This is a genomic window from Candidatus Neoehrlichia procyonis str. RAC413 (genome assembly GCF_000964795.1).
In the GTDB taxonomy this organism is placed as follows: domain Bacteria; phylum Pseudomonadota; class Alphaproteobacteria; order Rickettsiales; family Anaplasmataceae; genus Neoehrlichia; species Neoehrlichia procyonis.
On record NZ_LANX01000001.1, the window covers coordinates 1,007,636 to 1,034,584 of the forward strand.

The following is a 26,949-nucleotide window of genomic DNA, read 5'->3' on the forward strand; positions in this document are numbered from 1 at the left end:
GTTAGCTGTATATTCTGGATATATTGTACGTGTGTGTAGTCTTTAAAAGACTTGGTGAATTCAATATTCAAATCAAGCTGAAATTTTAAACATAATGCTAACGTTTAAATATTTTGGGTAGTTGTAATACTAATGATAGAAATTTCTGATGTTAGTAAAAAACATAGAGATTTTGTGCTTATCTGCCTCTTGGATTATTGTTTTATCGCGAATTGATCCTCCAGGTTGAACAATTGCTGTAATGTTTGCTTGTGAACTTATTATGATACTATCTTCAAATGGAAAAAAACCATCGGATGCTAATACTGAATTAGTACAGTTTTTTGCTTTACTTATAGCAATTTTTACACTATCAATTCTGCTCATTTGTCCAGCACCAATGCCAAGAGTGGATCCATTGCGTGCAATTACTATAGCATTAGATTTTACATATTTACACACTTTCCATGCAAATAATAGATCTGATATTATATCTTGAGATGCTGATAATTTGGTAACTTGCTTAAAATCATGGGATAAAATATTGTTATTGTTTCTTTCTTGTGCTAGAAAGCCTCCAATTACACTTTTTAAAACAATATTTGCAGCATTTGATGGTTTGAATAAGAGTAGTCGAATATTTTTTTTTGTTTTTAAAAGTTCTAAGGCTTGCTGATCAAATTCTGGTGCAATAACTACTTCTATGAAGAGATCGCTAATCTTTTGCGCTATATCTGAATTGACGCTTTTGTTTAATGCAATTATGCCTCCAAAACTGCTTTTTGTGTCACATGCAATTGCCTTGTTATATGCTTCTGTAATATTATCAGCAATTGCAACTCCACATGGGTTATTGTGCTTAATTATTGATACTGCTGGTACTTGAAATTCATATACTATGTTTATAGCAGATTCAATGTCCGTAATATTATTGTGACTTAACTCCTTTCCGTGCAATTGTTCAATAGGAAAACTTTTATTAGGACAACTTGTGTATAAAGCAGCTTTTTGGTGTGGATTTTCTCCAATTCTTAAATTTTGTACTTTATTTCCATGTATGATAAGTTTTTCTGGAAATTGTTCACTACTGCTAAACCAATTGTAAATGTCAGCATCGTATGTTGACGTGAGTGCAAAGGCTTTTTTTGCTAAATATTGCCTATACTTTAAGGTTGTAGAGTTATTATTGTTGATAAGCTCTTGTTTTAAATCTTGATAGTCATTTATGTTGCTTATCACTGTTACATAGTGGAAGTTTTTTCCTGCTGCTCTTATAAGAGATATGCCACCTATGTCTATGTTCTCAATGATATCGTTCTCTGTAGAAGATGTATTACTTACGATTTTTATGAAGGGATATAAGTTGACAATCACTAAATCTATATTACTTATTGCAAGTTTGTGTATTTCCTTATCATGCTCATTTCTTTTATTGAGAATGCCTGAATAAATTTTAGGATGTAAGGTTTTTACTCTACCATTAAGAATTTCAGGATAGTTAATGTATTCAGATATTTCTGTAGCGCTAATATTTGCTTCTTTTAAAGTTTCGTACGTGCTATGTGTTGCAATGATTTTTATATTGCGTTCAACTAAAAATTTTGCAAGATCTATAATATTTGTTTTATCGTACACAGATATAATAGCTGTCTTTATTTCCATATATGACCTTAATTTAAATTACTATTGTTAATCATTGCTAGAATGTGAGCGTCGGTAACTAGCTGATTGTTAACATATGCATTACACTTAAATCTACAAGTATTTTTTCTTTGATGTATTACATTAACATCAATAACAATAGTATCTCCAGGAATGACTACCTTACGAAATTTTGCTGAGTCAATAGAAAGAAAATAAACTGACCCTTTAGGTACTTCATCCCTAAAACCACTTGCTATACATATCATAGAAGTTTGTGCCATAGCTTCAATTATTAGTACTCCTGGCATTATAGGATTATTAGGGAAATGTCCTGTAAAAAAAGGTTCATTAAAAGTAACATTTTTTATTGCTATGGCAGATTTACTAGGCTTACACTCAATAACTCTATCAATTAATATAAAAGGATAGGCATGAGGAAGAATTTTTAAAACTTGTTTAATATCAAACTTCATATGCTATAATAAACTAGTGTATATTTTTTTTAATATCCACTCTAGACAGCTCTTTGTTCAGTACATTTAATACTTGACTAGATATGTCAATGCTAGAATCATAAAAAAGCACTTGGTTGTCCATTAAAAATAGCACAAGACTTATATTATCCTTTTGAGCTATGTCCTCAGAAATTTGTTTAATTTTACTGTATACTTGTTCCATAGAGCTCATATACATATTTTCAAGTTCTGATCTCTTGTTTGTAATGTCTTTTTGTAGATCTTCAACTTTCTTTTTAAACTCATTAACCTTTGCATTAAATGCTTCAGAGCTTAATATGCTTTTTTGTTTTGCTAACTCATCTTCATCTTTGTGAAGATTTTCTTCTCTATGTGAAAATTCTTTTTGTAAATCAGAACGTCTTGTATCTATTTGATTTCTAATATCTTTTACAACAAGTGCTTCAGTCATGATTTTATCTCGGTTAACAAATACCATTGACTTATTATCTATAGCAAAAGCGTTAAAGCTATAAAAGATACCAAAAAGCATTATGTATGATTTTAATTTCATTGTTATATACCTGTATCTGGAGAAAATCTTGGCACGTATTTTATATCAAATTTTTCTTGTTTAATTGGGAACCCAAAATCTATCCTTACTGGTCCGAAAGGGGATTTCCATGAAAAACCAAATCCAATCGCAATTCTTAAGGACTTACTGCTGTCATAATTATTGTGCATTTCAGAGTCAATTCCAAATAAAGTTGCTGCATCAATAAATAGTGATCCTTTAATTCCTAAATTATCTGGCAGTCCTATAGGAAAGTCAACCTGATTGATAAGACTGAAGTAAAAATTACCACCCAATGCATCATGGGTTATTTTATCTCTAGGTCCTATACCAGAAATACTAAATCCTCTAATATCATTGCTTCCAATAAAGAATCTTTGTCCTATTTTTATTCCTTCATTGTTGTAAGCAAATACATACCCTAATGATGACTTTATTTTAAAAATAATGTCATTATTAATTTTTTGTAAAATAGGATGAAGATATGTTGCAGAACCTTCAGTTTTTATATAATGCAAAGTACCACCAATGCCGGATAGAGACTGTTCTATTTTAGCAAAAATACCATTTTTTGGTTGGTACATATTATCTATGCTACTGTAAATTAGTGAATAACCAATAGAAGAGTCTATATTTTTTCCTTTTTGTTCCCTTATTAAAATAGATGCATATCTGCTTACATCATATATGTGATTATACTTATATGAATACTGCAGAGCACCTATTATGTTGTTTGTAATATTATGTGATAATCTTGTAGAAAAACCCATACTGCTACTACTAAAAACAGAGGTATCTGAAGGTAATACCCGCTGTTCATTAGCTTGGTTTTTCTGTTGTGAATAAAATAACCCTATTCCTAAGGATATATTGCTGTCTAAAAAGTAAGGTGTTATTAAATCTGCTGCACCTGAAAAGTTTGTAATAGATCTTTCAAGTTTAATAGCAAAGGTTTTACCAGTACCTAATATATTGCGCTCTTTTATGTTAATCTTCCCTACAAGGCCTGTCATTGAAGAAAACCCTGCACCTATGTCAAAAGAACCTGTACCTCTTTCCTTAACATTAAAATTTAAGTCAACGGAATTGTCATTAATTTTTTGAGTTTCTACGTTTACATCCTCAAAGAAACCCAAATTAAGCACATTTTGTTGTGATGTTTTTACTGTGGATGAATTATATACATCACCTTCTGAGATGCTTAATTGACGTCTTATTACAGAATCTAAAGTGCGAGTATTATTTTTGATATTAATATTATTTATATATACATGGTCACCTGTATATACTATGTATTTAACATTTACAATATTGTCTTTTTCAATTATTTCATGTTCGCTTTTTGCAGTTGAAAAGAGGTTACCTTGATTATTAAGGTATGATGTAATTGCAGAAATTGAATTGTTAACTTTTGTTATGTTAAAAACGTTTCCTTGTTGTGATTGTATAAGTTTTTGCAGATGTGATTTTATATCTTTGTTACCAATGAAATTTTTATCTGTAAATATGGTACTAGTGCCAAACTTATATCGATTCCCTTCTTCTAAAGAAAATATAATATTTACACTTGAATAATCATCACTTACTTCTGATATAATTGATCTAACTTTAAAATTTATAAAACCATTAGTAGCATAAAAATTGTACAAATTTGCTTGATCAATCATTAACCTGTCAATTAGATACTTTGTACTACTGCTAAAAATTTTAAAAAACTTAACCTCTTTTGAAGTAAGAAGTGATTTTAGTTGATAATCTGTGAATGACTTGTTGCCGATAAACTTAATTGTTTTAATTTTTGCTGTTATTCCTTCATTAATATTAATTGTTAAGTCTATACTATTATTGCTCTTATCGGTAATATCATACGTAATCTTTACCCCTAACTTACCCTTACTTTGATACAAAGTGTACAATTGAGATATATCATGCCGTAACTTTGTTTTAGTGAATACACTGAGTGCTTTTAGTTGTAGCACATCGTCTTTAAGATCTTTATTGTTGAATTCCTTGTTACCTTTTATATAAATATTATTTATTACAGGATTTTCTTTTAATCTAATAATTAACTGAGTATCATTTTCAATACTTACCTCAACCTTTGAGAATAAGTGAGTTGAATATAAGTTCTTTATGATTTGATCAATATTTGCTTGTGTAATGTTCCCTGTTAATGGATGTTTTGTATAAAAGTATATTGTATTATTATCTATTCTTTTGTTACCATATATTTTTACAGAAGTGATTTCTGCTGATAATGCATTGGTACTAATTAGATTGAAAGAAAATATTAAAATTATAAACACAACGTATTTCATAAGGTTACTTTAAAATGCTTTTTATATCATTGAAGGTAGCAAAAATCATTAAAGACAGTAGTAATATAAAACCAATTGTTGCTGCATAGTTTTGATATTTTGCACTTATATGTTTACGACGTAAAATGCCTTGTATTGTATATTGCAACATATGTCCCCCATCAAGCATTGGAATTGGAAGTAGATTAACTATCCCTAGATTAATGGAAATAATTCCCATAAACCACAACACTTCGTTATTTTTTACAGAATAACCAGAGTACTTGGCAATTTGTATTGGACCACCCAGCTCATTAATACTACGTTGTCCAGTGATCATTTGCCATATCATAAGTAGAGTTGTGTAAATTAAATTGTAAGTATATATACAGGAGTTAGTAAATGCTGAAGTAACAGATAACTTTTGCAGTTGATAATCTTGACGAAGTTGACTTGCTAAAATTCCTAAAAATGGTATTTGTGATTTTCCTACAGTACGCATTTCTGGATAAATAGTAGTTGTATCTTGTACATTTTGTCGTAAATATAGAATTGATAGTTTTTGATTACCATTTTCTATAACATATTTTTGGATGTCTTTAAACCACTTAATATCATGGTTATTAATTTTTAAAATAACATCTCCTGCGACTAAACCTGCTTTTTCTGCGGCACTATTCTTTTCTATTTTACCAACAACTGCTAGAGGGTGCATTATTCCTTGCACGTTGAAAAATACTGTTAAAATTATTACGGCAAATAGTAGGTTAGCAAGTGGACCAGCAAAAGCAATGCAAAACTTTTGCAATAGAGATTTCTCATAAAATGCATACAGCTTTTCTTCAGCTGTTAAGTTACTTGATGTTGCACCAGTGCTGGCAATATTTGCATCACCAAACATTTTTACGTAGCCACCTATAGGAATTAAGCTGAATTTCCATCTTGTACCTGACTTATCTTTGATACCAAATAGTTCAGGACCAAAACCTATGGAGAATGTTTCAATTTTTACGTTACAAATTTTAGCAACAATATAGTGTCCATACTCATGGATAAAAACTATAATGGAAATTATAAATATAAACGACGATAAATAAAAAAAGCTATCATTAGCAGCACTAAATATTTTAGTCAAGTATATCATAAGATGCTAACTTACTTTTAAAAGTGCAATATATATTATATTAATGTGTTTGACAATAGAATATGTAATACTTATCTGTAATAAATCCAATAAATACGTGTAAATAATGTTAGATATTAATGAAAAAAGAAAAAAACTGCTGTATAGAAGCTTACATAGAGGGTGTAAAGAAATTGACATATTACTTGGAGGATTTGCAGTACAGTGCATTTTTTTATTAGATGATCAAGAAATTAGTGAATATGAAAAGATAGTTGATATGGATGATAAATTGCTGTATGAGTATATTACTGGTAAACAGCCTATTCCTTTGTTAGTAAATAAGTTAATGGAGCGTATTATTTCTTTTAATAAGGCAAATGTTAATTTAATTGAATAAGATACTGAATTTACATTTTAGTAAGATGAGGTCATTGAAAAATTATTTATTGTAGGTGAATAAAGCTTACATATGTATTTGATGTTTAGTAAATTTATTAATAATGATTTTGTATGAGTACTCTTGGTCTATTTTATACAATTTTCTGTGCTTTTATTGGTGGTATCATTTTGAATTGTATGCCTTGTGTATTTCCTATTTTATCATTGAAAATCATGTCATTAGTACAAGGCGGTACTTGTAAAAATGGCTATAGAATTAATGGTATAGTATATGCAGCTGGTATTATGTCTAGTATGTTTGTTTTATCTATTATATTATTAATATTACGTCATACGGGATCTTTAATAGGATGGGGATTTCAAATGCAGTCTTCAGTATTTATAGTAATACTGATGTATATTACTTTTTTAGTGGGATTATTTTTTTCAGGGTTTCTTAATATTGTATTGCCAGGATTTGTAGGTTATAATGTTCAATCTGGTATGTTAGGTAATTTTCTATCAGGAATACTATCAACTTTTATTGCGACACCTTGTACAGCACCTTTTATGGTATCTGCTGTAAGTTTTGCTATAATGTATCCTAGTATATATTCTATTATAATATTTCAAGCGATAGGACTAGGAATAGCATTTCCTTATTTGTTAATATCTTTTTTTCCTAAATTGTTGTTTTTTATACCAAGACCTGGAAAATGGATGGAGATTTTAAAGGAATTTTTGTCATTCCCTATGTATATATCTGCGATATGGTTATTATATATTTTGGTTAAGCAGAAGGGTATAGTATTTTTATTTCCAGCTTTATGTGGTGTTGTTTTAATTATTGCGGGTATTTGGGCGCTTAAGTTTATTGATAAAGGTTGTTTTAAATTTTTATTACCTTTATCCATTGTACTAGTGATCGTACTTTCTTTTTATTATACTAATAAGGTTTTCTATGTTGCTACTGCTTCAAGGAGTATAGAGTTTTCTCAGGAAAAGCTTAATGTTTTGTTAAACAAAGGGAAGTCTGTATTTCTTGCTATAGGAGCGGAATGGTGTTTAACATGTAAATTAAATGAACAGGTATTAGAATCTAAAGATATTCAAGAGTTACTTTCCAAAAAAAGAATAATTTATATGAAAGCTGATTGGACTAATAAAGACAATGATATTGCAGCTTATCTTGATAAAATGAAGCAAAGTAGCATACCATTTTATATCTTGTATGTTAATGGAAATAAAGTCAAAATCTTACCACAGCTTTTAAGCAGCAAAATCCTCAAGGACACTTTAAATGATTATTAATATAATAACATGTGTAATATTTTTTCAAAATAATTTAAGGATCTCACATTTTTCATTGCATATACAGGAACTACCTTTTCCCCTAATTCTGGTATTTGTATGTGTAATTCACCAACTTTTTGTCCCTTTCTTATTGGTGCAGGAATAATATTATTTCGAGAAATAAATGCTTTAATTTTGTCATAAGAATTATTGTGATAAGTAACTGTAACATCATCATGGATAGTTAATGGTACAACTTTATCTTTACCATACCATACAGTTGCTTGATCAATTTGAGAATTCTTATGAAATATTGTTTTTGTGTTAAAATTATTAAAAGAGTATGAGATGAGTTTTTTTGCTTCGGAAACACGCTCTGTTTCATGTTTAAGTCCACTTACAACAACAAAAATGCGCCTACTATTTTGCTCTGCCGATGCTATTAAGCCATATCCGCCTTTATTGGTATGACCAGTTTTAATTCCATCAACACCGATATTATATTGAAGTAAAATATTGTTATTTTTCTGATAGATATTATTGTAAGTAAAATCTTTTTGGCTAAAGAGATGGTAATATTCTGGGAAATCTTTAAATATTCTCACAGATAAAAATACTATATCTTTTGCTGACATTAAATGATTTTCGTCAGGCCATCCAGTAACATTGCTAAAGTGGCTTTTTGTTAAACCTAGTTTTTGTGCCATATTATTCATTTCGTCGACGAAGTTTTGTTGTGATCCAGAAATACCTTCTGCAAGAGTAATACATGCATCATTTCCTGATGCAACAACAATGCCATTAATTAAATCACGCACTTTTACTTGCTGTCCCTCACGAAGAAATATTGAAGAACCACCCCTTTGCCAAGCACTTTTACTTACAACGAACTTATCATCCATTTTTATGATACCTGCTTTTAAGTATTGAAATGCGATATAAAGAGTCATAAGCTTACTCATGGAAGAAGGTACAATTTTCTCTTCTGCATTTCGTGCAAACAAAATTGAGTTAGAGTTAAGCTCAAAAACTATAGCATTAGGAGCTTTGGTATATAATTGAAAAGCATTCAGCGAGCTAGTTGTAAAAATAAAAAGCGAAAGCGTTAAGAATGTTACTATATGCATTATTACTGAGTTTGTGTATCTTAAATTTGTGTGCTTTATTTATACTTATGTTTAATATTGATATCAACAACTAAATTATAAATGATATATAAATATGTTTAATATTGATATCAGCAATAGATTGTAAATGGTATTATTAAATATTTTGCATGATTTTCAATATTTGAACTAAAATTTTGCGCTAAGAATTTCAATATTTAAAGTTTGTTGATATTTAATATTAGCTATTATTGTATGATAATTTTGTTAAATGCTTTTTTAGTGTATTTTATGATATAGTATTTAGCATTATTAATTATATTATCAAAATTATAATTGAATGTAGGCTAGTAGATATAGTGTAAGGTAATGGTTTTGTATTTATTTATAATATTCAGCAGAAGACATGAAATTTTTTAAAGGTTGCGATACTATATGTTTTGTGTGTTGGGGAAAATTCACTGTGTAAGAAAAATTTAAGGTATAAACTATTTTACTTTGCATATTAACCCCTATGTTTATAATATCAGTAGTGTAGTTTTAGCTAAGGTAGGTATTTAGTATGCAAATTATGAGGGATATTGTTTCTATTAAAAGTTGTGTAAAGCAATTTTGTGATAGTAACTATAAAGTTGGGTTAGTACCAACTATGGGTGCTTTACATGATGGACATTTATCCTTGGTAAACGTTATTAAGGAAAAAGTTGATAAAGTAATATTGAGTATCTTTGTTAATCCTTTACAATTCTCACATGGTGAAGATTATGAGAGTTATCCAAGAAGTGAAAAACATGATTGTGAAAAATGTGAAAAGGCTGGAGTAGATGTTGTGTACTTGCCTATAAGCAGTCTTATGTATCCTAGCGGGTTTTCAACTACTGTAAATGTTGGTAAATTATCTAAAGAATTATGTGGACTATCTAGAGTAAAATATTTCGATGGAATTATGACAGTTTTATTAAAACTTGTAATGCAAACAAAAGTACAGTTTATGATTCTAGGAGAAAAAGATTATCAAATGTTATTTTTAACACGTAAATTGTTTCAGGACTTAAATATAGATATTGAGATTTTGCAAGGTGCTACAATAAGAACTAATAATGGATTAGCATTGTCATCACGTCATAAATATTTAAGTGAAGAACAAAAATGTACAGCAAATTACATATATCATGCGTTGGTTGATATAGCGAAAAGGTTAAAGGATGAACCTTACAAATTATGTGATATTATTGAAAGTGGAAAGCAATCTTTTCAAGATAAAGGATTTGTACTTGATTATTTGCAAGTGCGTGATAATGATACTTTAGAAGAGATAAATTTTTTTAGAGAACCAGCAAGGATTTTTGTTGCAGCTTATTTAGGGAAGTGTAGACTTATTGATAATTTACTTATAGTTTAATGTGTAGTGAGTTGTTTTATTAAATATCAAGGTAGTTTTCCTGTAATAGATGATTGTGCATTTGTTGCGGATGGTGCTTTTATTATAGGGAAAGTGTTTATAAAAAAAAATGTTAGTATATGGTATAACGCGGTCTTGCGTGGTGATGTAGGTGAGATTTATATTGATGATGGTACTAATGTTCAGGATGGTACAGTAATACATGTTGATAGAAATAATGGGGATACAAGAATTGGTAAAATGGTTACAATTGGTCATTGTGCTATATTACATGCATGTACAATTTTTGATAAAGTTTTTATTGGTATGGGATCTATTGTCATGGATAATGCAATAATGGAAAATTATAGTATGCTAGCTGCAGGTTCAATACTTACAAAAGGTAAAATAGTAAAGAGCGGAGAGTTATGGTCTGGTAGGCCTGCAAAATTTTTTCGTAAACTTTCTGAAGAAGAAATGTTGCATATTGATGAATCAGCGCATAATTATATAGAACTGTCTCGTAAGTACTCAAAATAATTGTACGTGATGTTTGTTTAAGGAAATATTAGATTTTAGCCTTTATGTGAGTGTCTAGTGATTTTAAGTGTGTGTTAACACTTTAAAGCTTATGGAAATTTTTTATTTTAACTATGTATTGATATACTAGAAGGATTATAAATTTTATTTCAAACTGTATTAGCTTATTAAATAATATACATACATTTTGTATTGATTATTTAATAATTCGTTTATATTTTATAATTGTGTCATTTTTAGAAAGATTTGATAAATATTTACTCTGATCTACAATTTGACATTTTGATTATTTAATGATTAATTACTTGTAATAATATAGTAAGTAACAATACTAATTGCATTATCAGTGTAAGGTTTTTTTATGAATAATTTAATAGAGATAAAGGCTGATAGTCTTGGGGGGGAATCTATACTTGAAGCTCCCGTACGAGTACTTAAAAATGTTGGTAGTTCTGTACATAAGGATGAGGTGATATTTATCATTGAAACTGATAAAACTTCATTAGAGGTGGTATCTCCAGTGGAGGGAGTAATAACAAAGATATGTGTTGCAGATGATGATATGATTTCTAAGGGTCAAGTATTGGCAATTGTTGATCAACAAGTGTCTAATCCTTCGAATAATGAATTATATGGTGATAAAAATAATGAGCAAATTGAGCAGGATAATATGCAAAAATTTATTGAGAAAAGGCATGCACCTGCTGCTTATAAAATTGCAGAAGAGGAATCAGTAAATTTAAGCGAGGTGAAGGGTTCTGGTTATAATAAGAGAGTAACAAAATCTGATGTTTTAGAGCATATTAATAAAAGTCTTACTACTAGTAGGGATGATTTTTCTAGAGATGTAACAAAAAGCAATATTCCTAAAGAGCCAGGCAGAGAACAACGTGTTAAAATGAGTAAAATTAGACAGGTTATTGCTTTGAGACTTAAAGAATCTCAAAATACTGCTGCTATACTTACCACATTTAATGAAATAGACATGAAAAGTGTTATGGATATTCGGACAAAATATAAAGATGGTTTCGAAAAAAAGTATAACACTAAATTAGGGTTTATGTCGTTTTTTATTAAGGCTGTGACGTTAGCTTTAAAAGAAGTTCCAGTGATTAATGCTGAAATATGTGATAATGACATTGTATATAAAAACTATTATGATATAGGTATTGCTGTTGGTACAGATAAAGGATTGGTTGTTCCTGTAATACGCAATGCAGATAAGATGTCTTTTGCTGATTTAGAAATTATGCTTTTATCACTAAGTAAAAAAGCAAGAGATGGCAAGCTTGAAGTTGCTGATATGGTTGGTGCTACATTTACTATTACTAATGGTGGTGTTTATGGATCTTTATTATCAACTCCGATAATTAATCCCCCTCAATCTGGGATTTTGGGTATGCATACAATACAAAATCGTCCTGTTGTAGTTAATGGGTCTATAGAAATAAGACCAATGATGTATGTTGCATTATCTTATGATCATAGGATTGTTGATGGTCAAGGAGCAGTAACGTTTTTAGTACGTATTAAACAATATCTTGAAGATCCTGTTAGAATGTATTTAGATGTATAATTTATAAACGTGGTGTATAAAAACATAGTTATTCATAATAAAGAAGATTTCGAATCCATGCGTAAAGCTGGTCAACTTGCAGCTGAGGTTCTTGATTTTATTACTTCTTATATTAGGCCGGGTGTTTCCACGAATATGCTTAATGACTTATGCCATGAGTTTATTATATGTGCTGGAGCTATTCCTGCACCTTTAGGGTATAGGGGTTATCCTAAATCTATTTGTACGTCAAAGAATTATGTTGTTTGTCATGGCATTCCTGATGATGAGTTATTAAAAGATGGGGACATACTAAATGTAGATGTTACTGTTATATTAAATGGATGGCATGGTGATACAAGTAGAATGTATTGGGTTGGAGAGCCATCAATTAAAGCAAAACGTCTTTGTGAAGCGACCTATAATGCGTTATTATCTGCAATACAGCAAGTTAAGCCAGGTAATAAATTTAACCAGATTGGATTAGCTATAGAAGGTGTTATAAAAAAGTATGGTTATTCTATAGTACGAGACTACTGTGGTCATGGATTAGGAAGAAAGTTTCATGCTAGTCCCAATATTATGCATTATTATGATGCAGATAATGATTGCGTTATGCAAGAGGGAATGTTCTTTACAATAGAACCTATGATTAATGCAGGAAAATATTACACTATGCTTAGTCAACATGATAAATGGACGGTGATTACTAGAGATTTTTCGTTATCTGCACAATTTGAACATTCATTAGGCGTTACGGAAGATGGTGTTGAGATATTTACAAGTTCTCCAAAGGGACTTGATTTTCCACCATATAAGTTATGATATTATGTCTTTAAAGCATTGTGTTTTAGAAATGCAGTATGGATAATCAGTAATATGCCTATAGGGCTGAGTAGGTTCTACTGTATTTATGTAAGTAGTATTTCATGTGTTATTTATATAATGGCTGTATTTTTGTGTGGTTAAATGAATATTTAACATAAGTAGTTTTATGATTACAATATCATCTTTACTGCGTGAAGCAGTGAAAATATTGCATAATGCTCGTATTGATAATCCACAATTTGATGTGGAAATATTAATGCAATATACTTTAAATATAGAACGTGCAACTATTATTGTAAATTCGAATTTTCCTGTTTGTCGTAGTAAGTTAAAAGTATTTTGGCAGGCAATAGAACAGCGTGCTAATAGAGTTCCTGTTTCTCAGATTATAGGTAAACGTGAATTTTGGAGTAAAGAATTTGTAGTTAACGCTAATGTGTTAGATCCTCGACCAGAAACAGAAACGATAATTTCATCTACCTTTGAAATATATAAAACTAAAAATAGTAGGATTACTATTGCAGATTTGGGTACAGGTACGGGTTGTATTATGATAACATTATTATCTCACTATCATAATGCGGTTGGTGTTGCTTTTGAAAAAAATGTTAAAACTTATAGGATAGCATATGAAAATTTGAAGCGTCATAAAGTATATAGTAGAACAAAGTTATTGTTATCTTCTTGGATAGAATGTGAGGGGGAATTTGATCTAATAGTAAGCAATCCTCCATATATTAAAAGATCTAAAATTTCAAGTTTGCAACCAGAAGTAAAATTATATGAACCATTTGTAGCTTTAGATGGTGGTCCTATAGGGATAGAAAATTATATTCAAATTTTTCAAGTAATTAAAAGGTGTTTAAAACACAATGGTAAAGCTATTTTGGAAATAGGAGAAGATCAAGTTCAAATTCATAGGATAGTGCCAAATTATGGATTGATTTTTTGTAATTATGTGTATGACTTGTGTGGAAAAAAACGTTGTATAATATTAAGTAATTCTGCTAAAACATAATTGATTTATTTATAACAAAGTTATAAGAATATTATTACATTTATATTTAAGAAGATTGTAAAAAGTAGTTCATAGTTAATAAATGTAGTTTTGAAGTGCTAATATATTAAGTTATGATTTTATGTATTAATGCTTTATACTACGTTTATAATTACATACATAAAGTATAATTTTTGATATATAAGAATTATTACGTTATTGTATAATAGTTTTGCCTTTATTATGTTTTCAATAATATGACAATATAATAAAGTTTGAGGAATGTGTATGAATAGGTATAATAAGTTGAGTGATAATAGTTTTTTATCTTTATTATGTTTTGGCAATGCGATAATATAATCAAGCTTTAGGAAAAGAGTAAGATATTCGTATTAATTGTGTCTATGTGTGCACTATGTAACCTATATGGCTTTAGCTTGGTTATGTAAGCTTATTATTTTATTACACGTAACTAATATTTATTGTTGTTGAGTGTCAAATATATAGCAATAAATCATATTGAATTAAGTTTATTAAATGGTATACAGTAGGAATGCTAAAATATAGGTAGAGTTAGGTATATGTGATTTTAAACATTATTATAATAGTATTTTTGTATTGAAATAGTGGTTATATTACAAAATTTATTGTAGTGATGCTAAAGTGTATTTGTATTCAGACTTAGTAGTCTGTGTGTTATATAAGCGCTGTGTATATTAAGACTTGTTTGTTTTGTAAGGAATATCTATAATTTAATGGTACCGGATTCATATGCTGCGTATAAATCATCACAGCCTCCTATATGTTTTCCGTCAATGAATATTTGGGGAACAGTCATACTGCCACCTGAATTTCTGATCATTTCATTACGTGCTTGATCATTATCTGTAATGTCAATTTCTTTAAAAGGAACTTTTTTTTTATTGAATAAAACCTTGGCTTTAGTACAATATGGGCAGAAGCTTTTAGTATATATTACGATTTTTGGCATTTGACTATCCTGTATAACTAAAATGGTAAATGATTACTTATTATCAAAGTTGTTGATGTAATGTAAAGTTAAATATGAAAGTATTGTATGGTTATCATGGAGATGTAGATGTTGTACTTGCATTTGGAAATTTTGATGGGGTACATTTAGGTCATGGTGCAGTTTTTTCTAAAATAAAAGATATATCGCATAAGCAAAGTATATCATCTGCTGTTATAACTTTTATACCTCATACAGAAGTTTTTTTACGAAACAAAACAAATTTTCTTTTATCAAATTTTGAACAAAAAGTAAAATTAATAACGCAGCATGAGGTAGATTATTTATATGTCGTTGAGTTCAATAAAGACTTTTCACAAATATTACCAGAAGATTTTATTACTAAAATACTGGTTGATGGTTGTAAAATGAAGCATATTGTTGTAGGACACGATTGTGTATTTGGGTATAAAGGTATGGGTAGCATAGGGTTACTACATGCTTACTCACAGATATACGGTTATGATGTTACAGAAATTAATCCTTTAACTAAAAATGGAATATTGTGTTCGTCGTCTTCAATTAGAAAGTGTTTACATTCTGGTGATATAGAATTAGCTAATCAATTGTTAGGTAGAGCATATCAGATTAATGGTAGAATTTTTAGAGGATTAGGTAGAGGAAAGACATTGGGATTTCCAACAATTAATGTTAGGATAGAGGACTTTTTAGTTCCTAAATTTGGGGTTTATGCTGCACGTATAAAGATTAACGATTATAGTGATAAATGGTTTAATGGTGTTGTTAATATAGGAATAAGACCGACATTTTGTGATATAGAGTGTCCTATATTAGAAATGTATATTTTTGATTTTTGTAGTAATATTTATGAAAAAGAGGTAAGCATTGAACTACTAGGTTTTATACGTTCTGAGAAAAAATTTGATACTGTTAATCAGTTAGTAGACCAAATAAAGTGTGATATTGAAAAAGTAAAAGTTAATTATCTATTATGAAGTTTTTTATTAACATTATATTGATAAGTTTAGTAATTGTGCTTGATCAAGGCAGTAAATGGTATGTTATGAAAGTACTGCATTATGATCAAGTAATTACATTATGTAAGCATTTGAATATAGTAATGGTATGGAATTCTGGTATTAGTTTTGGTATGTTTAGTATTATGAAAAATAGTAATATTATTTTTTCGATATTATCATGCTTTATAGTGACAATATTATTGTATTTTTCGTTTAAATTAAAAAGTAATTGTAGGTTTATTATTGCTGTTATCATTGGTGGGGCTTTGGGAAATCTGATTGATAGATTAAGATTTGGAGCAGTTTTTGATTTTATAGATATACATGTGGTAGATTGGCATTGGCCTGCATTTAATATTGCAGATGCGGTTATAGTATGTGGAGTAATGACTTTACTTTGTAAAAGTTTTATAAATGCAGAAAATAATAATGCACAGTAATATTCAATATCAAAAAATGTAATGTAATGCTATAAAGTTTGTGAGATTATTCAGGTATAGTGTATTCGGTTATGTATGCCAGGTATATATTTGGTGAATTAATAACTTTGCTTTATGAATATACGATATTGAAAAAGTTTATGTGATAATAATAAATAGGTTGTACACAATTTGGCTAAATTGTATATTATCTAGAAAACATTTATCTTGTATTTAATGTATAGGTTATTATTTATGATGATGCGGGTTGTGTTTATATTGTTGTATGTTATTTGTGTTTGTGATGTTGCGCTGTCCTTAGATAAAAAGATTTTACATCATACAAAACTTGATAATGGAATGGAAGTTTATGTGCTTCCTAATAACCGCGTACCAGTTGTAATGCATATGGTAATATATAAAGTTGGTGGCGTTGATGATCCTTATGGGTACTCTGGATTAGCACATTTTTTTGAGCACTTAATGTTTAGTGGTACAAATAATTTTGCAGATTTTGCATCTACTATTAATGATATTGGTGGTGAATTTAATGCTATGACTTCATCTTATAGTACTATTTATTATGAATTAGTAGGTAAGCAGTATTTACCGCTTGTTATGCAAATTGAGTCTGATAGGATGCATAATTTAAAAATTACAGATAAAGCTATGAAACGTGAACGGAGTGTAGTATTAGAAGAAAGAAAAATGCGTACTGATAGCAATCCCTATGGTGTAATAACTGAAGAAATGATAAGGGCTTTCTATCGTAATGGTTATGGGAGGCCGACTGTTGGTTGGGAGCATGAAATAAAAAACTTTAATAGAGAAAAAGCTGAGAAGTTCTATAATACATATTACAATCCTAATAATGCTATTTTGTTTGTATCAGGTGATGTGAATTTTGAGGATGTAGTTAAATTATCAAAAAAATATTATGGTAGCATAAGCAATAGAGCATCAGCTGTTAAACGTATACCTCAATTAGAACCTTCTCATAAAACTGATATTGCTGTAACACTACGCAATAGTTCAGTAAAAAGCCCAGAAATATTTATTACTTATAAAGCTCCAAGTATTATTACCGGTGATAATTATCACATTATGTATTTAGTTGCTGATTTATTGGGGAATAATGCATTTGGAAGTTTGTATAATGCATTAGTATTGAAAGAATTAGCAACTAGCGTATCAGTATCATGTAATCTAGACGAATATAGTGATGGATTTATTACTATTCATGCGATACCTAAAAGTGGCATATCTCTTAAAAGAATAGAGCGTGAAATTGATGATACTATAAAACTTGGGTTTGAAAAAGACGATGCTTTTTTTCGGTTAAAAAAAACGAATACTACAGCAAACATAGTATATGCTTTAGATGGGCTTAAAGCTATTTCATTTTTTTATGCTAACAATTTAGCATTAGGAGTACCTTTAGTAGATGTACAAGATTTTATTGTAAAAATGAAGAATATAAGTGAAGAAGATGTTGATGCTGCAATGAAAAGCACCTTTAATGGTGCAAAATTAGTAGGATATTTATTACCTAAATAAGAGGTATAATTATGATTAGAAAGTATGTTTATGCTTTTGTAATTAGTTTAATAGTGTATACTACTGGTAGTAGTGCTAGTGGATTTAAAATAGATGTAAAAGATGCTGTTACTTTAAATGGTATAAAATATTGGTATGTTCAAAATAAAGAATTACCAATAGTATCATTGTCTATAGCATTTAAAAAAGCAGGTTATGCATATGATCCACAAGGTAAACAGGGTATTGCTTCGTTGATAACTAGTGTAATAACAGAAGACTTGAGAGGTCCTGGTCAGCTTCCTATGAAATTAAAATTAGCTTATGATGGAGTAGACATTACTTTTTCTGTAGATCGTGAAAATTTTTATGTTCATTTAAAAACTTTATCTGAAAATCTTGATATTGCCTTATCACATTTATATTATTGTTTAACTGAAAGTGTTGTTTTTACAGATGCACTAGATAGGATAAAAGGTCAGCAAAGAGCGACCTTGAAACGTTTATCATCATATCCAGATTTAGTTGCTGCTTATGGACTGAATAAAATGTTATTTGGTAATCATCCGTATTCTTATAATAAGTATGGAACTGAAGAAACCATAAATAATGTGGATGTACATGATATTGCAAATTATATTAAAAATAAATTTAATACGAATCAAATGGTTATAGGAGTTACAGGAAATTTTGAAGTTGAAGCTTTATCTAAGGCAATAGATCATTGTTTTTCAGAGTTAAATGTTAATGTTGTTGAAATGGAGAGTACTGATATTGATCAAGCGGTATTTAAAAATAATTTAAAGGGTTATATTTATATGGATACTCCACAAAGTGTTATTATGATTGCTCAAAGTGGTATATCTTATGGTCATCCGGATTACTATGCAGTATATTTGTTAAATCATATTATAGGAGGATTGCCTTTAAATTCAATTTTGATGAAGAAGTTGCGTGATAATTTAGGTATTACGTATAGGATATATAGTTATTTAAGTAATGATAATCATTGTGATGAGTGGATAAGTGTTTTATATACAGATGATTCGACAGTAGATAAAGGTGTTTCTGTATTACTAGATACTATACGTGATATTAAGAAAAATGGTGTTAATAAAGATATGTTTAATATGGCAAAATCTAGTATTACAAATGCTTTCGTATTCTCATTGCTAAATGCAGATAATACTGCTAAGTTATTAATGAATACTCAGTTAAGAGGATTAGATGTAAATTATTTAAATAAGCGTAATTCTTACTTTGATGCGGTTACTTTAAATGATGTTAATAGAGTGGCAAAAAGCTTTCTTTCCAATGAATTATCGATAATTGAGGTAGGTAGAAATAATCATTTTAAAGGTAAAGTTATAAATTGAATATAATTTTTCTGTTATTAGAAGCTGTGATAATTTTAAGGGTTAGAATTTTTATTATGTAGTAAGTAATACTTAACTTTTAGAAGTGAATTTTATATCTAATGCATAAAGGTAGTTGTCAAGCAAGTGCTGCTAGAAAAATGACAAAGCTAATGTTAGAAATGTATAATTGTTCTAAATAAGGCACTAACTATATAAATCTATGTGCAAATAATTATGAAAAAGTATTATTTGCGTCTTTACGGAGAGATACAATAATTCACTAAAAATGGGTTGCTTTATAAACAATTAATTATAAATATATATCTTTGTAGAGTTTTAAACTTAGCACGTTTACATTATTATAAGATGCTTTTAGTTTTAAAATTACATCAAAGCTTAGTATGCACAAATAAAATATTTCATAATAAAATAATGAATCACCATAAAACATAAATACACAATTATGTTACTATCTACTAATAACATGATATCATATGCCTAATATACTTGAAAATTTTATCAATGATGAAAAATAGTACTATATTAACATTTTTATTGTTAATAACGATGTCAATGATTTGTTTAGTATGTGCATCTGTACCATTGTATAGAATATATTGCAAAGCTACAGGATACGGTGGAACAACTCAAAAAACTTCCTTGTTTAATAATAAGCTAAAAGTGGGAAAAAAAGAAATAAGGGTTAGGTTCAATGCTGATATTAATAACTTATCTTGGTCATTTTATCCAGAATTACCTTATGTTATTGTGAAACCTGGAGAACAGACATTAATTTTTTACAAGGCAGAAAACTTACTAAATGTTTCTACTACTGGTATAGCCGTATACAACGTTACTCCCTATAAAGTTGGAAAGTATTTTAATAAGGTGGCATGCTTTTGCTTTTCAAAACAAACCTTATCTCCTAAACAAAAAACTGTGATGCCAGTTGCATTTTTTATAGACCCCAATATAGAAGATGACCCTAACACTTCAGATACAGATACTATAACCTTATCTTATACTTTTTTTAAATATAAAGAAGACAACGACACAGATAAAAAATAATTAACTATATTTTACTTGTATAATAATCTATATTTTTACTTTTTAACATTAATTCTGTTGTTTTTTGTTAGTAAAATTTTACTGTAATATTTGTTGCTAGATATATTTTATATTTCTTAAATGTAAATTTATTTTATAGATTAAGTTTGTTTGTATATTTTTTTTAACATTAATTCTGCTGCTTTTTGTTCAGCAGACTTTTTACTATTACCTGTTGCTGTTGCTGTTCCATAATGTGATAAGCTAACTTCTACTGTAAAAACTGGACAATGATCTGATCCAGACTTATTTATTACACAATAATAAGGTGTTGATAATTCTTGTGTCTGTGCCCATTCTTGCAGCTTTGTTTTTGCATCCTGAGGAGGAAATGGCATACATCTAGCAGATGACTCCCAATGTTGTAAGATAAATTCTTTAGCTGGTTGTATTCCTCCGTCTATATATATTGCTCCAATTAGTGCTTCTAGTGCGTTTTCTAAGTTATTTAAGTTCTCTTTTCCACCACAAGCTTTTTCTCCTGCTGACATTATTATAAATTGTCCTAGATTAAGAGATTGTGCTATCTCTACTATTTTACCTTTACATACTAAAGCATTCTTTCTTTTTGCAAGACTACCTTCATTTTCTAAGGGAAAGATGTGAAAAAGCATTTCAGAGATAACCATATTGAGTACTGTATCACCTAAAAATTCTAAGCGCTCATAGTTTATATTGCGTTTTTGTAAAGTACTGGGGTGAGTTAAGGCCTCGTATAATAATTCTTTATTTTTAAATTGGTATTTTATAGATTTTAGTATGTTACTCATAACTTAATTTAGTTCAACATGAAATTCTTTTTTAGATATAGGCTGATTAGTAATTATATTGTTGAATTTAATAATTGTGTTCTGTTGTGATGGGCTACTTATACTTAACTCAGTAATAGCAATGGGAATTTTATTAAATGTTACTTTAATAATAGAATTTGTATTAAAATCTTTTATAGTAGCTGTTTCTATGTTTGCGTAGCTAGTGATATTTACACAGTTGATATTTGGTATACTACTGATATTATTACTCAGTAAATCAAGTATTGCATTATTGACTGGAGCATAGGTATATTCTTTAAGCTCTTTGTCATAATATGTAATTACCTTTTTTTTAATCACTATGGAGATATGGGTAGGTGGATAATAATTCCATTTTAAAAAACCAGGCTTTAACATTATAACAAAACCATGTTGTATAGAATTTGGATTAATTTGTGTAAAATTAGCTTTAAATGATAATATTCTGTTAAATAATTCATGACATTTTGCATTATGTGATATTGCACTACCAATAACATTATTGGGAAGAATGGCAACAGCAGCTAATATTACAGATATTATTAATCGCATTATTTTAATTTTACAGCTATAAATATTTGAGGATTATTATCCCTTTGAATCCTTAGTAATATGCTTTTTTTACCTTTTGCTTTTTTTATTGCATTTTTAAAATCAGTAGTGTTTTTAATAATAGTTTGATTCACTTGTGTAATAATATCATCTTTTCTTATCCCTTTACTAAAAGCATCACTACTACGATCCACTTTTAGTACAATTATTCCACTGTTATCATTATTATCATTAATCCTATTATAATCTTGTGGGATATTGCCTACAGTTAATCCTAATGTTTCATTATTAATAATTTGTGTATCTTGTGAAGTATTGTCAGATGTTTGATTATTTGGTAACTTACCAATATTTACATTGATGTTAATTGTACTACCATCCCGATATACCTTCATTTTAGCTTTTTTATTTGCTTCAGCTCTTCTAACAAGCTGAGTTAGTTGTTGTGCTTTTTCAGTTTTAACACCATTGAATTCAAGTATTACATCACCAGGCTTAAGTCCTGATTTTTCTGCTGGACTGTTTTTAATAACACTTGCAATTAATACTCCATTGGGGTTTTTCATATTTAAAGACTCAAGCATATCTTGAGTTATTGCTTGTACTACTATTCCTAGCCAACCATGCTCAACTTTTTTTCCTTGTGATAGAATGTTAATGATGGGTGCAGCACTATTGGATGGAATTGCAAAAGCAATACCTACATTTCCTCCACCTTGTTGAGGTGAAAAAATTGCTGTATTAATGCCAATTACTTCACCATTAGTATTAAATAAAGGTCCTCCTGAATGACCGCGATTAATTGCAGCATCAGTTTGTAAAAATTCATTAGAAGTTCCCATATCAATATCACGTCCTCTTGCAGATATTATACCGGTACTTACAGAGACTCCAAGTCCAAACGGATTGCCAATAGCAAGTACCCAATCTCCAACTAATGCGTTATCGGAATTTCCAAGCTTAACATATGCAAGCTTCTTATCAACTTTTACTTTTAATACTGCAAGGTCAGTTTGAGGATCTGTACCTAGTACTGTTGCCTTTGCCTGTGTATTGTCACTAAACGTGACAGTAATTTTTGTTGCGTTTGCAATAACGTGATAATTTGTAACAATTATTCCTGATTCGTCGATAACAAACCCTGATCCTAAAGATGTTGCTTCTCTTGGTTCAGAAGGAATTTTATTAAAAAATGGTTCAAAATTTTCAAAAAACTCTTCCAACATTCCTCTAGGAATGCCAGGAAAGCGAAAGGTTTGCTTTCCTCCTTTATAACGTTCTTCATTAGGGATAACTTGTTCTGTAGAAATGTTGACAACCCCTGGAATTAACTTTTTAGTTAAATGTGAAAAACCTTGATTGTGTAAATGTGATGTATCTGCAAAACTAGAAATGGTACTTACTAATGTTAATAGTATAATAATTAACAAAGAACTTTTTTTCACAACTACCCCCTATTTTTATTGAAAGGACCCATAAAGTCATTATTTGGTGATAAGATAAATTTAGTTTTATCGTTTGAAAATGCTTTCCTATAAGATTGCATTGTGCGATAAAAGCTAAAAAACTCTGGATCAACCTTTAAGGCACTATTATAAATTTTTGATGCTCTTGCTTCGCCTTCACCTCGAATAATTTGTGCTTCTTTCATGGCATTAGCAATAATGATACGTTTTTGTAATTCCGCATCAGACTTAATTTTCTGTGATATTTCTTCTCCTTCAGCTCTAATTTCTTTTGCTTCCTTTTCTCTGTCTGTTTGCATGCGCCGGAAAATTGCAGAACTGTTTTCTTCTGGTAAATCTGCTCTTTTAATTCTTACATCTACCATTTTAATTCCAAATTTTTTAGATTCTTTACTAACACCTTGTTGTATTAATAACATGACATCAGATCTTGCTTCGTTTAAAAAGTTAATTAAAGCAACGTTGCCAACTTTTTCACGAAGATTTGATTCGATAATTGAGCTCAACCTATTTTCTAATCCTGGCTCGTTTTTTACAGTTTGGTAAAAATTAACGGGGTCAGTGATTTTATATTTAGCGTAAAAGTCAACAATAAACCGCTTTTGGTCGGCAGCAATTACTTCACAAGAATTTGATCTAATATCAATCACTCTGTTATCAAGGTAGATTATTTTGTCAATAATAGGTGTTTTTAAATATAATCCACTGTTATGTATTTTTCGTATCACTTTTCCAAATTGTAAAACTATTGCTTGCTGTGCTTCGTTTACAATAAACAGTGAATTATATAATAAAGCAGCTGCAAAAAATATAAAAATACTTAATCCTAATTTTAATGATCCATTCATGGGCTACCTTATTATTTTATGACAGTATTTGTTAACGGTAAGTAAGAAAGTATGCCTTTTAAATCATCACTAACTACAGTTTTATCAGCATTATGTAGTATATCTTCCATTGTTTCTAAGTACATACGATTTCTTACAGCTAATGGCTGAGTGATGTATTCTTTATGAATAGCTATAAATTTTTTTGCTCCACCTTCAGCTTTATTAATTATCTCGCTTCTATATGCTTCAGCATCAAGCTTAATTTTTATAGCTTCTCCTTTAGCCTTAGGTAAGATTTCATTTCTATAAGCATAGGCTTCATTTATTACTTTTTCTTTATCAGCTCTAGCACTTTGTACATCTCTAAAAGAACTAATAACTTTTTCCGGAGGATCGACTTTTTTTAATTGGATAGAAAGTATTTCGATTCCCATTTGATATTGGTTAAGAATATTTTGTAATAGCGTTTTTGTTTCGTATGCAATTGCAGCTCTCCCTTTCCCTTCAATTGCAAATGAAATAGTACTTTTCCCTATGATTTCACGCATTGCGCTTTCTGCTGCGTTTTTCACTGTTGCTCCAGGCCTATCATCACGTACTTTAAAAAGATAATTATACGCATCGTTAATGCGCCATTGAACATCAAAGTTAATGTTAACAATATTCTCATCACCAGTTAGCATCACACCTTCACCGTGATCTGTTGAGGAATCTGCATGAAGATTAGAACCTATTTCTTCTTTATTAATTACTTTTACTTTTAAATTAATAACATGTCCAATGGGGTAAGGAAAATAATACTGTAAGCCAGGACCTACAGTGTTATGATATTTTCCAAACAATAGTCTTACACTTTCTTCTTCAGGATGTACAATATAAAAACCAGTACAAATGTAAATGCAAAGCAATATTATTGTGATAAACAAAAAACGCATTTTGTTAAAAAAAAAGCCTTGATTATTTTCAAATAACTTAAATGTTTGGTTAAATTTTTCAGCAATCTTGCTAAATTTTAAATCATTTGCATTATTTGTAAACTTTTTGAAGTCTTTTTTTGTATTCCATGGATCATTATTATCTATCATAAAATTGTATAAACATTTAAAAATGACTGTAAGTATAAAATAACTAAAAAAGTATTGCTTTAGTTACAGCAAGTAATTTTAACCGTAATTGGATCATTTATCAATTATAAATTTAAGTAACGAAAAAACTATTTTTTATAATCTAGTTGATTTTAATTAAAATCAAAGTTTTTATTATGCGACTTAATAGATAACAAGTAATCGTGAAATTCCTTTTTAGAGGATTGAGATAATAGTTCAGTATTTTGTGGCTTAACATTTAATGTTAATGGTATATTGTTATTGTGTAAGTTAATAAGGTGGCTATTATTTTTTTTGTAGTAAATTATTAAAAGAGTGATAATAGCAATTATATATATTATTATTAGTACCCGTACGCTTTTCATAATAATAACTGTTAATTACATTGGTGGTGTGCTTATATCGAAAATAGTTGCTTGGTACAAGAGATTTTTTTAAATATTAGTGTTACATTTGTTATATAAATAACTAATATTATAATCTTTAATACAATAAATAATTAATCAAAGAAATATTTTATTAGTTCTAATTTATGAACATATTTTCTGTTTTTGTGTATTTATATAAGGTAAGTATTGATTTATGGATCGGAATTGAAAATATTTTTTGAATATTAAGTGTTTTTGTAGCCCACTGTATTATATAAAACTAATTTAAACATTAGTATATCTATATCTCTAAGCAAAACAATGAAGTATTGTTAGGATATATTTATGTTGCTTGCTTACATAGAGCTGACAATGTTACTTTCTGTCGTAAAATTAACAATAGTGAGAAGTACATGAAAGTTAATCTTTTTAGCTTTTGTTATACAATACAAGCTTATGGAAAGTTTTTGAATATTAAAAGGATACACATAAAGTCACAAGGTTTTTAATTCAGTATAAATTTTGTTAAACTAAAAAATTTAAAATAGTAAGTTTTGTTGTTGCGTTTGCAAATTTTGTAACACCTATATAAATATGCTTAAAATTAAAAAAAATAGCACTTAAGAATAAATTTTTAGTGTTGGATTTATTTTTGAATATACCATCTTAAGATTATACATGGTTGAAAGCTTTCTTTATAAATGATAAATAATGTAAAATTATTACTTTGAGTATTTATTTTGATATGTGTATTTCATTGATGAATTATATTAAACTTATTAGATCATGTGAAGTTAATACATTAATCGAATTTTTCACATCTATTACCTACTTTTTGAAGGATTCATAACATCATTATTTAGTGATAAAGTAATTTAATTGTTAAAAGAGCTTGTCTATAAGTTTGTATCGTTATAACAAATGCTAAAAATTTTGATCAACCTTTAAGACATTATTATAAATCTTTTTATGTTTTATGCATATACGTTATAGATTTACGTATATATATTTGTGTATACAGAATTGGTTTACTCAAATAGTAAGACGCTTTAACTTAGGATATTTTTCTATGTTAAAGCTACTTTAAAAAGGCCTAATTAGCATGATTATCAAGATAATTTATAAAATAAAAAAGTTTATGTTTATAACTGTAATTGGAAGAATGGTAACATAATAATGTATTTGAGTGACTAAAAAATTTTTTCTGACTATTATAAAATAACTTTAAAGTTGTTAAGCATATTTTTTATACA

The 26,949-nt window shown here is 28.8% G+C and carries 25 protein-coding genes; 12 read left to right on the forward strand and 13 right to left on the reverse strand.

The genetic code is table 11. From position 1 onward, the window contains the following. Window positions 1-129 precede the first annotated feature (129 nt). The 5 genes from purH to rseP are packed head-to-tail and all read right to left on the reverse strand — an operon-like array spanning window position 130 to window position 6,093. Window positions 130-1,641 (reverse strand): bifunctional phosphoribosylaminoimidazolecarboxamide formyltransferase/IMP cyclohydrolase, encoded by a 1,512-nt coding sequence (gene purH, locus NLO413_RS03805; protein ID WP_045809163.1) that lies wholly within the window; start codon window positions 1,639-1,641, stop codon window positions 130-132. An 8-nt stretch (window positions 1,642-1,649) separates the two neighbouring features. Further along, window positions 1,650-2,096 (reverse strand): 3-hydroxyacyl-ACP dehydratase FabZ, encoded by a 447-nt coding sequence (gene fabZ / locus NLO413_RS03810; RefSeq protein ID WP_045809164.1) that lies wholly within the window; start codon window positions 2,094-2,096, stop codon window positions 1,650-1,652. Between the two features lie 13 nt (window positions 2,097-2,109). Continuing rightward, a complete protein-coding gene (locus tag NLO413_RS03815; protein WP_045809165.1) occupies window positions 2,110-2,652 on the reverse strand; it encodes an OmpH/Skp family outer membrane protein in 543 nt (180 codons plus the stop codon). A gap of 2 nt (window positions 2,653-2,654) precedes the next feature. Further along, entirely contained in the window at window positions 2,655-4,970 is a 2,316-nt protein-coding gene (bamA, locus tag NLO413_RS03820) for an outer membrane protein assembly factor BamA (RefSeq protein WP_045809166.1), read from the reverse strand. Between the two features lie 4 nt (window positions 4,971-4,974). Continuing rightward, window positions 4,975-6,093 carry an RIP metalloprotease RseP gene (rseP, locus tag NLO413_RS03825; protein ID WP_045809167.1) on the reverse strand — a complete coding sequence of 373 codons (1,119 nt, stop codon included), beginning with the start codon at window positions 6,091-6,093 and terminating at the stop codon, window positions 4,975-4,977. Window positions 6,094-6,199: 106 nt separating this feature from the next. Between rseP and NLO413_RS03830 the strand changes: the two genes are divergently transcribed. Both NLO413_RS03830 and NLO413_RS03835 read left to right on the forward strand, forming a co-directional pair. Next, a complete protein-coding gene (locus tag NLO413_RS03830; RefSeq protein WP_045809168.1) occupies window positions 6,200-6,472 on the forward strand; it encodes an FAD assembly factor SdhE in 273 nt (90 codons plus the stop codon). A gap of 113 nt (window positions 6,473-6,585) precedes the next feature. Continuing rightward, window positions 6,586-7,764, forward strand: coding sequence for a protein-disulfide reductase DsbD family protein (locus NLO413_RS03835; RefSeq protein ID WP_045809169.1), 1,179 nt, complete (start codon window positions 6,586-6,588; stop codon window positions 7,762-7,764). On the opposite strand, the gene NLO413_RS03840 is transcribed toward NLO413_RS03835, so the two are convergent. Beyond that, entirely contained in the window at window positions 7,761-8,873 is a 1,113-nt protein-coding gene (locus tag NLO413_RS03840) for a D-alanyl-D-alanine carboxypeptidase family protein (RefSeq protein ID WP_045809170.1), read from the reverse strand. The two genes, NLO413_RS03835 and NLO413_RS03840, sit on opposite strands and share 4 nt — an antisense overlap. A 541-nt stretch (window positions 8,874-9,414) precedes the next feature. Between NLO413_RS03840 and panC the strand changes: the two genes are divergently transcribed. From panC to prmC, 5 genes are all read left to right on the forward strand, one after another. Then, a complete protein-coding gene (gene panC, locus NLO413_RS03845; protein ID WP_045809171.1) occupies window positions 9,415-10,254 on the forward strand; it encodes a pantoate--beta-alanine ligase in 840 nt (279 codons plus the stop codon). Window positions 10,255-10,260: 6 nt separating this feature from the next. Next, window positions 10,261-10,773, forward strand: a complete 513-nt coding sequence (locus NLO413_RS03850) for a gamma carbonic anhydrase family protein (protein WP_045809172.1) — start codon at window positions 10,261-10,263, stop codon at window positions 10,771-10,773. Between the two features lie 361 nt (window positions 10,774-11,134). After that, the gene (gene odhB / locus NLO413_RS03855; protein ID WP_045809173.1) at window positions 11,135-12,349 is read left to right on the forward strand and encodes a 2-oxoglutarate dehydrogenase complex dihydrolipoyllysine-residue succinyltransferase; all 1,215 of its coding nucleotides are present in this window, start codon (window positions 11,135-11,137) and stop codon (window positions 12,347-12,349) included. A 9-nt stretch (window positions 12,350-12,358) separates the two neighbouring features. Further along, on the forward strand, window positions 12,359-13,153 hold the full coding sequence (gene map, locus NLO413_RS03860) for a type I methionyl aminopeptidase (protein WP_410517979.1): 795 nt from the start codon (window positions 12,359-12,361) through the stop codon (window positions 13,151-13,153). A 169-nt stretch (window positions 13,154-13,322) separates the two neighbouring features. After that, the gene (gene prmC / locus NLO413_RS03865; RefSeq protein ID WP_045809175.1) at window positions 13,323-14,174 is read left to right on the forward strand and encodes a peptide chain release factor N(5)-glutamine methyltransferase; all 852 of its coding nucleotides are present in this window, start codon (window positions 13,323-13,325) and stop codon (window positions 14,172-14,174) included. A 724-nt stretch (window positions 14,175-14,898) separates the two neighbouring features. On the opposite strand, the gene grxC is transcribed toward prmC, so the two are convergent. Continuing rightward, entirely contained in the window at window positions 14,899-15,144 is a 246-nt protein-coding gene (gene grxC / locus NLO413_RS03870) for a glutaredoxin 3 (RefSeq protein WP_045809176.1), read from the reverse strand. Window positions 15,145-15,218: 74 nt separating this feature from the next. Between grxC and NLO413_RS03875 the strand changes: the two genes are divergently transcribed. The 5 genes from NLO413_RS03875 to NLO413_RS03895 all read left to right on the forward strand — a co-directional run bounded on the left by NLO413_RS03875 (window position 15,219) and on the right by NLO413_RS03895 (window position 20,544). Continuing rightward, entirely contained in the window at window positions 15,219-16,139 is a 921-nt protein-coding gene (locus NLO413_RS03875) for a bifunctional riboflavin kinase/FAD synthetase (RefSeq protein ID WP_045809177.1), read from the forward strand. Beyond that, on the forward strand, window positions 16,136-16,603 hold the full coding sequence (lspA, locus tag NLO413_RS03880) for a signal peptidase II (RefSeq protein ID WP_045809178.1): 468 nt from the start codon (window positions 16,136-16,138) through the stop codon (window positions 16,601-16,603). The genes NLO413_RS03875 and lspA overlap by 4 nt, the downstream gene beginning before the upstream one ends. Before the next feature lie 234 nt (window positions 16,604-16,837). Then, complete coding sequence (locus NLO413_RS03885) at window positions 16,838-18,139, forward strand: M16 family metallopeptidase (RefSeq protein WP_232295916.1); 1,302 nt, start codon at window positions 16,838-16,840, stop codon at window positions 18,137-18,139. An 11-nt stretch (window positions 18,140-18,150) separates the two neighbouring features. Then, window positions 18,151-19,494 carry a M16 family metallopeptidase gene (locus NLO413_RS03890; RefSeq protein WP_052690393.1) on the forward strand — a complete coding sequence of 448 codons (1,344 nt, stop codon included), beginning with the start codon at window positions 18,151-18,153 and terminating at the stop codon, window positions 19,492-19,494. A gap of 504 nt (window positions 19,495-19,998) precedes the next feature. Next, entirely contained in the window at window positions 19,999-20,544 is a 546-nt protein-coding gene (locus NLO413_RS03895; RefSeq protein ID WP_045809179.1) for a cytochrome c oxidase assembly protein, read from the forward strand. 140 nt (window positions 20,545-20,684) lie between these two features. On the opposite strand, the gene rnc is transcribed toward NLO413_RS03895, so the two are convergent. The 6 genes from rnc to NLO413_RS04890 form a co-directional block, all read right to left on the reverse strand. Continuing rightward, a complete protein-coding gene (gene rnc / locus NLO413_RS03900) occupies window positions 20,685-21,353 on the reverse strand; it encodes a ribonuclease III (protein WP_045809180.1) in 669 nt (222 codons plus the stop codon). A gap of 3 nt (window positions 21,354-21,356) precedes the next feature. Further along, window positions 21,357-21,926, reverse strand: coding sequence for an outer membrane lipoprotein carrier protein LolA (locus NLO413_RS03905; RefSeq protein WP_045809181.1), 570 nt, complete (start codon window positions 21,924-21,926; stop codon window positions 21,357-21,359). After that, complete coding sequence (locus NLO413_RS03910) at window positions 21,926-23,371, reverse strand: Do family serine endopeptidase (RefSeq protein ID WP_052690394.1); 1,446 nt, start codon at window positions 23,369-23,371, stop codon at window positions 21,926-21,928. The genes NLO413_RS03905 and NLO413_RS03910 overlap by 1 nt, the downstream gene beginning before the upstream one ends. Window positions 23,372-23,373: 2 nt before the next feature. Further along, window positions 23,374-24,240 (reverse strand): protease modulator HflC, encoded by an 867-nt coding sequence (gene hflC, locus NLO413_RS03915; RefSeq protein WP_045809182.1) that lies wholly within the window; start codon window positions 24,238-24,240, stop codon window positions 23,374-23,376. A gap of 11 nt (window positions 24,241-24,251) precedes the next feature. Next, entirely contained in the window at window positions 24,252-25,307 is a 1,056-nt protein-coding gene (hflK, locus tag NLO413_RS03920; protein ID WP_045809183.1) for an FtsH protease activity modulator HflK, read from the reverse strand. A gap of 152 nt (window positions 25,308-25,459) precedes the next feature. Continuing rightward, the gene (locus NLO413_RS04890; RefSeq protein WP_156965570.1) at window positions 25,460-25,693 is read right to left on the reverse strand and encodes a hypothetical protein; all 234 of its coding nucleotides are present in this window, start codon (window positions 25,691-25,693) and stop codon (window positions 25,460-25,462) included. Window positions 25,694-26,949 lie beyond the last annotated feature (1,256 nt).

Excerpts from the sequence above, each read along its gene's own strand:
- purH (WP_045809163.1), bottom strand. The coding sequence starts at position 1,641 with ATGGAAATAAAGACAGCTATTATATCTGTGTACGATAAAACAAATATT.
- fabZ (WP_045809164.1), bottom strand. The coding sequence starts at position 2,096 with ATGAAGTTTGATATTAAACAAGTTTTAAAAATTCTTCCTCATGCCTAT.
- NLO413_RS03815 (WP_045809165.1), bottom strand. The coding sequence starts at position 2,652 with ATGAAATTAAAATCATACATAATGCTTTTTGGTATCTTTTATAGCTTT.
- bamA (WP_045809166.1), bottom strand. The coding sequence starts at position 4,970 with ATGAAATACGTTGTGTTTATAATTTTAATATTTTCTTTCAATCTAATT.
- rseP (WP_045809167.1), bottom strand. The coding sequence starts at position 6,093 with ATGATATACTTGACTAAAATATTTAGTGCTGCTAATGATAGCTTTTTT.
- NLO413_RS03830 (WP_045809168.1), top strand. The coding sequence starts at position 6,200 with ATGTTAGATATTAATGAAAAAAGAAAAAAACTGCTGTATAGAAGCTTA.
- NLO413_RS03835 (WP_045809169.1), top strand. The coding sequence starts at position 6,586 with ATGAGTACTCTTGGTCTATTTTATACAATTTTCTGTGCTTTTATTGGT.
- NLO413_RS03840 (WP_045809170.1), bottom strand. The coding sequence starts at position 8,873 with ATGCATATAGTAACATTCTTAACGCTTTCGCTTTTTATTTTTACAACT.
- panC (WP_045809171.1), top strand. The coding sequence starts at position 9,415 with ATGCAAATTATGAGGGATATTGTTTCTATTAAAAGTTGTGTAAAGCAA.
- odhB (WP_045809173.1), top strand. The coding sequence starts at position 11,135 with ATGAATAATTTAATAGAGATAAAGGCTGATAGTCTTGGGGGGGAATCT.
- prmC (WP_045809175.1), top strand. The coding sequence starts at position 13,323 with ATGATTACAATATCATCTTTACTGCGTGAAGCAGTGAAAATATTGCAT.
- grxC (WP_045809176.1), bottom strand. The coding sequence starts at position 15,144 with ATGCCAAAAATCGTAATATATACTAAAAGCTTCTGCCCATATTGTACT.
- NLO413_RS03875 (WP_045809177.1), top strand. The coding sequence starts at position 15,219 with ATGAAAGTATTGTATGGTTATCATGGAGATGTAGATGTTGTACTTGCA.
- lspA (WP_045809178.1), top strand. The coding sequence starts at position 16,136 with ATGAAGTTTTTTATTAACATTATATTGATAAGTTTAGTAATTGTGCTT.
- NLO413_RS03885 (WP_232295916.1), top strand. The coding sequence starts at position 16,838 with ATGATGATGCGGGTTGTGTTTATATTGTTGTATGTTATTTGTGTTTGT.
- NLO413_RS03890 (WP_052690393.1), top strand. The coding sequence starts at position 18,151 with ATGATTAGAAAGTATGTTTATGCTTTTGTAATTAGTTTAATAGTGTAT.
- NLO413_RS03895 (WP_045809179.1), top strand. The coding sequence starts at position 19,999 with ATGATGAAAAATAGTACTATATTAACATTTTTATTGTTAATAACGATG.
- rnc (WP_045809180.1), bottom strand. The coding sequence starts at position 21,353 with ATGAGTAACATACTAAAATCTATAAAATACCAATTTAAAAATAAAGAA.
- NLO413_RS03905 (WP_045809181.1), bottom strand. The coding sequence starts at position 21,926 with ATGCGATTAATAATATCTGTAATATTAGCTGCTGTTGCCATTCTTCCC.
- hflC (WP_045809182.1), bottom strand. The coding sequence starts at position 24,240 with ATGAATGGATCATTAAAATTAGGATTAAGTATTTTTATATTTTTTGCA.
- hflK (WP_045809183.1), bottom strand. The coding sequence starts at position 25,307 with ATGATAGATAATAATGATCCATGGAATACAAAAAAAGACTTCAAAAAG.
- NLO413_RS04890 (WP_156965570.1), bottom strand. The coding sequence starts at position 25,693 with ATGAAAAGCGTACGGGTACTAATAATAATATATATAATTGCTATTATC.